General features: G+C 56.1%; 2 protein-coding genes and 2 pseudogenes. 1 reads left to right on the top strand and 3 read right to left on the bottom strand.

Going from position 1 to position 4,655, the window contains the following annotated elements; all coding sequences use genetic code 11:
• Nucleotides 1-388: 388 nt before the first annotated feature.
• A complete protein-coding gene (locus C492_RS10955) occupies nucleotides 389-2,626 on the bottom strand; it encodes an alkaline phosphatase D family protein (RefSeq protein WP_275040336.1) in 2,238 nt (745 codons plus the stop codon).
• Nucleotides 2,627-2,855: 229 nt separating this feature from the next.
• A pseudogene (locus C492_RS25350) lies at nucleotides 2,856-3,001 on the bottom strand (IS4 family transposase); the annotation flags it as partial.
• A gap of 184 nt (nucleotides 3,002-3,185) precedes the next feature.
• Here C492_RS25350 and C492_RS10950 point away from each other — a divergent pair.
• Nucleotides 3,186-3,611 (top strand): GlcG/HbpS family heme-binding protein, encoded by a 426-nt coding sequence (locus tag C492_RS10950; RefSeq protein WP_008423471.1) that lies wholly within the window; start codon nucleotides 3,186-3,188, stop codon nucleotides 3,609-3,611.
• Nucleotides 3,612-3,643: 32 nt separating this feature from the next.
• Here the strand turns inward: C492_RS10950 and C492_RS25920 are convergent.
• A pseudogene (locus tag C492_RS25920) lies at nucleotides 3,644-4,655 on the bottom strand (MFS transporter); the annotation flags it as partial.

Genomic DNA, 4,655 nt, shown 5'->3' with positions numbered 1-4,655 from the left:
GGGATCGTAGTTCGGTACTGTTTCCGATGGTAGTCGTCGCCGTCGGGGTTAGTCGTCGTTGACTCGGTGACCGAAACGGTAGTTTCTGGTATCCCTGGTTTAACCCTACATATATGCGTACAATGAAGGTTACGAGAGGGTGAAATCAGGTGTCCCGGAAACCCCCCTTTCTGGGACAGTTGGCACGGTAACAAAGTCCTATTGTCGAGTCGTATGCATCGCCCGACCGTGGCTGTGGCTTCGGATATAAATCTACGAATCGCTAGCCTCAAACAATGACGACAGCCCCCATTACCGGATTGAGAAACACAAGAGAACGGTATCCCCCTCCCTCGTGTTTGAAGCCAATACTTCTCTGGGCAGAACGTCAGAGTGAGGTGACCTACCGCTAGTTTACCTGTTCATAGAGCTCGATGATGTCGTCGTAGTCCAGTCGATCGTTCTCATTGAAGTCGTAGGCATCGGGATGCGTCCGAACTGGGTCGGATTCGAATTCGTCGAACAGCGTTACGGCATCGTCATAGTCCAGTTGACCGTTGCCATTGATATCCTCGTAGCGGCCGTCTGCGTCGAGGTCGCCTGGCGGGTGGCTACTCCCTCCTGAATCCGGCGGTGCGATCGCCAGCGGACCGACATTGACTATCCCTGGAATGGTGTTCGTCTCGGGCGCGTCGCCGTCTTCGTCATCCAGCTGGTCGATCTCGATCTTCATTTCGGTCGCACCAGCGGACTTGCCGGCAACCTCTATAGTAGCAAGTGTCTGGGTCTCTCCACTGGAGAGGACGATGATATCGTCCTCCAGGTCGGCGATCCGGATGGTCGCAGCGGTGCCGTCGTCGGCAACATCGATCTCGGAGAGTTCAACACACTCAGCGACCTCGATGGCCTCAATTGTGGTAATGTCGGGATTGGCAGGCTTGACCGTGGCCGTCAGACCAGAGAGTCCGGAGGGGAGCCAGCGCGCACCGAGTTCGAGTTCGTCGGTCTCTCCGTTCTGTAGCGCCGCGGCGTCGACACCGAGGGTCGCGGGCTGGGGCTGGATACCCGGCTTATCAGCCTCAATCGTGAACGTTGCATCTGTCCAGATCGGGGAGCCCTGTTCGGTGACATAGTCAAGCACCTTGCACTGAGTCTCCCAGTTGTCGGGCGTGACCCGCACCTGAGTATATCCACGCAGGTTCTTGTTGTACAGGACATTCTCGTTCTCGGCGAGAATGTGGTCCGCGTCGTCGCGGAGCTCGGTGCCGTCGCTGCCTGAAGAAATCGACGTCCCCGCGAACTCCGCGCCAACGACTGTCTCACCGTTGGGATCATACAGTTCGCTCACCCAAGTCGTATGGACGTCACCAGTGACAACCACGGCGTTGTCGGCGTGCTCGCCCATTGCCTCGGTGACAGCGTCTTGGTCAGTGGTGTAGCCGTCCCACTGTTCGGTCCGCCAGCCGTCTTCCTCTCCCTCAGTATAGTCCATCCGTGCGATCGGCAATTGGTTCGCCAAGACATCCCAGGTGACCTCGGAGGTCTCGAGGTTCTCGAGGAGCCACTCGCGCTGTTTATCACCGAGAATTGTGCGATCGTCGTCGTGGCGCGCCGGACATTCTGCGAGGATTCCGTCTTCACATGCGTGGTCGTCGCGGTAGTGACGCGTATCTAGGACGTTGAACTCAAGGAGGTCGCCAAACTGGTAGTTCCGGTAGAGCTTCTGGTCTGGGCCGTCGGGCTTTTGCTCCATCCGGAATGGCATATGTTCGTAGTAGGCTTGTAACGCGGCCGCGCGACGTTCCAGGAATTCCTCAACGGTCTCCTGATCCCAGGGCTCTTCTTGGATATCACCGGCCCAGTTGTTGTCGACCTCGTGGTCGTCGCGGGTAACTAGCCACGGTGCACTCGCGTGAGCATCACGTAGGTCAGGGTCGGACTTGTAGAGGCCGTACTGGAGCCGGTAGCGATCAAGCGAGATCGTCTCTTCGCAGTACTCCTGGGGGATCTCCATATCTCGGATACCGCCGTCAGTTTCGATGCCGTACTCGTAGATATAATCGCCCAAGTGGATAATGAGGTCGAGTTCCTCTTGGGCCATGTACTGATAGGCAGTGTAGTAGCCGTCAGGCCAGGACTGGCAGGAAGCGAACGCGAACTCGAACTCGTCGACGTGCTGGTCGGACGCAGGCGCAGTCTTGGTCCGGCCGACCGGACTAGGCGCGCCACCTGCCTCGAACTGGTAGTAGTACTCTGTCGCTGGCTTGAGGTCGAAGACCTCGACATGGACGGCGTGTGCGTGCTCGGGCTTAGCCGTCGTCGTGCCCGTCTGTACGATATCGGTTAGATCCTCGTTGGTCGCGATCGTCCAGGTGACCTCAACGTCCTCTTCAGGCATGCCACCGCCGATCTCCATCGGTTCAGGAGCGAGCCGCGTCCAGAGCACGACCGAGTCCGGCAGCGGGTCACCGGACGCGACGCCCAGCGAGTACGGATCGGACTTGAACCTCCCCGTATCGTCGGATGTGGCTGAGGCTTGACCGGAGAAGCCGATAGCTGCCGCGACCGAGGCAGCACCAGTCCTTCGCATGAATTGTCGTCGGTTCTGTCCAGTCAAATCTTGATTCGATGGATTGGAATGATCCATTCGACCAAAATTTGCAGTGTTAAAGTATAGTATCTTTATAATTTTAATATATTTATATATGAATTACCACATACAAAACAAGTGAGTAATATAGGAGTCCATACACCATAGGTTCCCAATATTGATAGCCATGATTCCCTACTAATAGTGAGGAATCCAACTACTGGCTGGGTAGGTTGCACACTCTCTCCAAGCAGGCACTTTCTCTAAGTCGATGTGATCGACTGAAGATGAGCGACCAGACGAGCATCGTGATGTCGATCGTCCGATGGCGTTGGACGGCATCGAGCTCGCGCGCGATGCCTTCGATGCGGGCTGCAGGAAAAAGGAAGTCAACCGACGGCGTATGGGTATTGGAGAGAGTTCGGGTTTCACAACCTCTCTCTACGCGGTTTCTGAAGATAATCTCATCAAGACGCTGGCGTCTATCGGTTTCGCTCCTTAACCGAACACGGATGCTTCCTCCATTCAGAAGGGAGCTTATGAACGTGTAGAGCCGAGTCTAGTGATTTAATGGAATCTATATATTTATTATGTTGAGTGACAAATATATGTTGGAATGGTACAATCTATCACACTTGACACGGCGAAGGTGTTAATTGACGCAGCAGAACAGAAAGCCGAAGAAATCGACAATCCGATGGTTATCACTGTCACGAACAGCGAGGGAAACCTCATCGCGCAACACCGGATGGACGACGCGTGGCTCGCATCTGTCTCCATCTCGCGGAACAAAGCTTACACATCGGCGGCGCTCGATATGCCCACACACGAACTCGCCGAGCCGTCCGAACCTGGCAACTCGCTGTACGGGCTCCAGACGACCGACGAAGGACGGATCGTTATCTTTGGCGGCGGCTATCCACTAGCCGACGAAGAGGGAGACATCGTCGGTGCGCTCGGCGTGTCTGGTGGCGCTGTCGAACAGGACATGGAAGTTGCGCAAGTTGGCGTCAGCCGCTGGGAAGAAATCCGAGGTGAATGATCAATATCAAATCAACTGCTCCAGAGGATCGATTACTTGTCTGTGACGCGTCGGGGTCGAGTCGATTGCGCGGTCTTTGAAAGCGTAAGAAGACCGAACGCAGAGATACCGAGGGTGAGGGCAGCGATGCCGGCGATGAGGAGCGTATTGGTATAGCCGACGATCGAGGCGACAGCAACGAACACTGGCGGACCGAGGGTCGTTCCGAACTGAAGCACGCTCGTACGGATACTCATAATCCCGCCACGGAATGCATCAGGCGTGAGTGTGTTCAGTGCTGTATCGGTGATCGGTTCTGCGAATCCCTGCCCGATACCGAATAGGAACAATGCGCCGGCAAGGACGACGATCGAAGGGGCGAGTGCAGCGAGTGTCATCCCGATACCGTAGGTCACAAAACCGAGTGTAATGAGCCGTGGGGGCGAAAGATGGCGCATGAGACGGGATGACTGTGAGGACGTTACCCCCATCGTTACCGCCGGAAGTCCAAGTAAGAGACCGATCGCTCCGGAGGAGAGGCCGTAGGATTCATCGAGAATGAATGGGATGACCGTGAGCTGTGCGCCATAGAGAANCTGATCGTGCTGCATTAGCAACGTATGAGAGTCCGGACGAACCCATGCTACTCTGGGGTTCAGGAAGCACTGCAGAGCCGGCAACGGCAACGACAATACCCAGGCCGAAGCAGACGAACGGCGCGGCCCACGAGAGCAATGCAAGGCCACCGCCTAGTAAGGGGTAGCCAGCCGCGCCGATAGCAAGGATTGCCGCGTTCAGCCCAATGAGACGACTCTGTTGTTCCCCCGAAAACAGGTCACCGAGCAATGTCACGGTGAGACTCATGATAGCACTGCCAGCAGTTCCTTGCACGACGCGGAGACCGAGAAGCGTTGTGAATCTGTCGGCAAATACAACTGCAATGCCACTCACGCCAAACAAGAAGAGTGAGGGGACGAGCACACGCTTGCGACCAACGCGGTCAGCGATGAGTCCGATGAATGGCGTGAGAACAATACCGGGCAAGGTAAATGCCGAGATGAGGAG

The sequence above is a fragment of the Natronococcus jeotgali DSM 18795 genome, assembly GCF_000337695.1.
GTDB lineage: Archaea > Halobacteriota > Halobacteria > Halobacteriales > Natrialbaceae > Natronococcus > Natronococcus jeotgali.
The sequence above is the reverse complement of the archived record's forward strand: the minus strand, read 5'-3'. Positions and strand labels throughout refer to the sequence as shown.

Coding starts and splice junctions, on each gene's coding strand:
- C492_RS10950 (WP_008423471.1), top strand. CDS start 3,186: ATGGTACAATCTATCACACTTGACACGGCGAAGGTGTTAATTGACGCA.
- C492_RS10955 (WP_275040336.1), bottom strand. CDS start 2,626: ATGGATCATTCCAATCCATCGAATCAAGATTTGACTGGACAGAACCGA.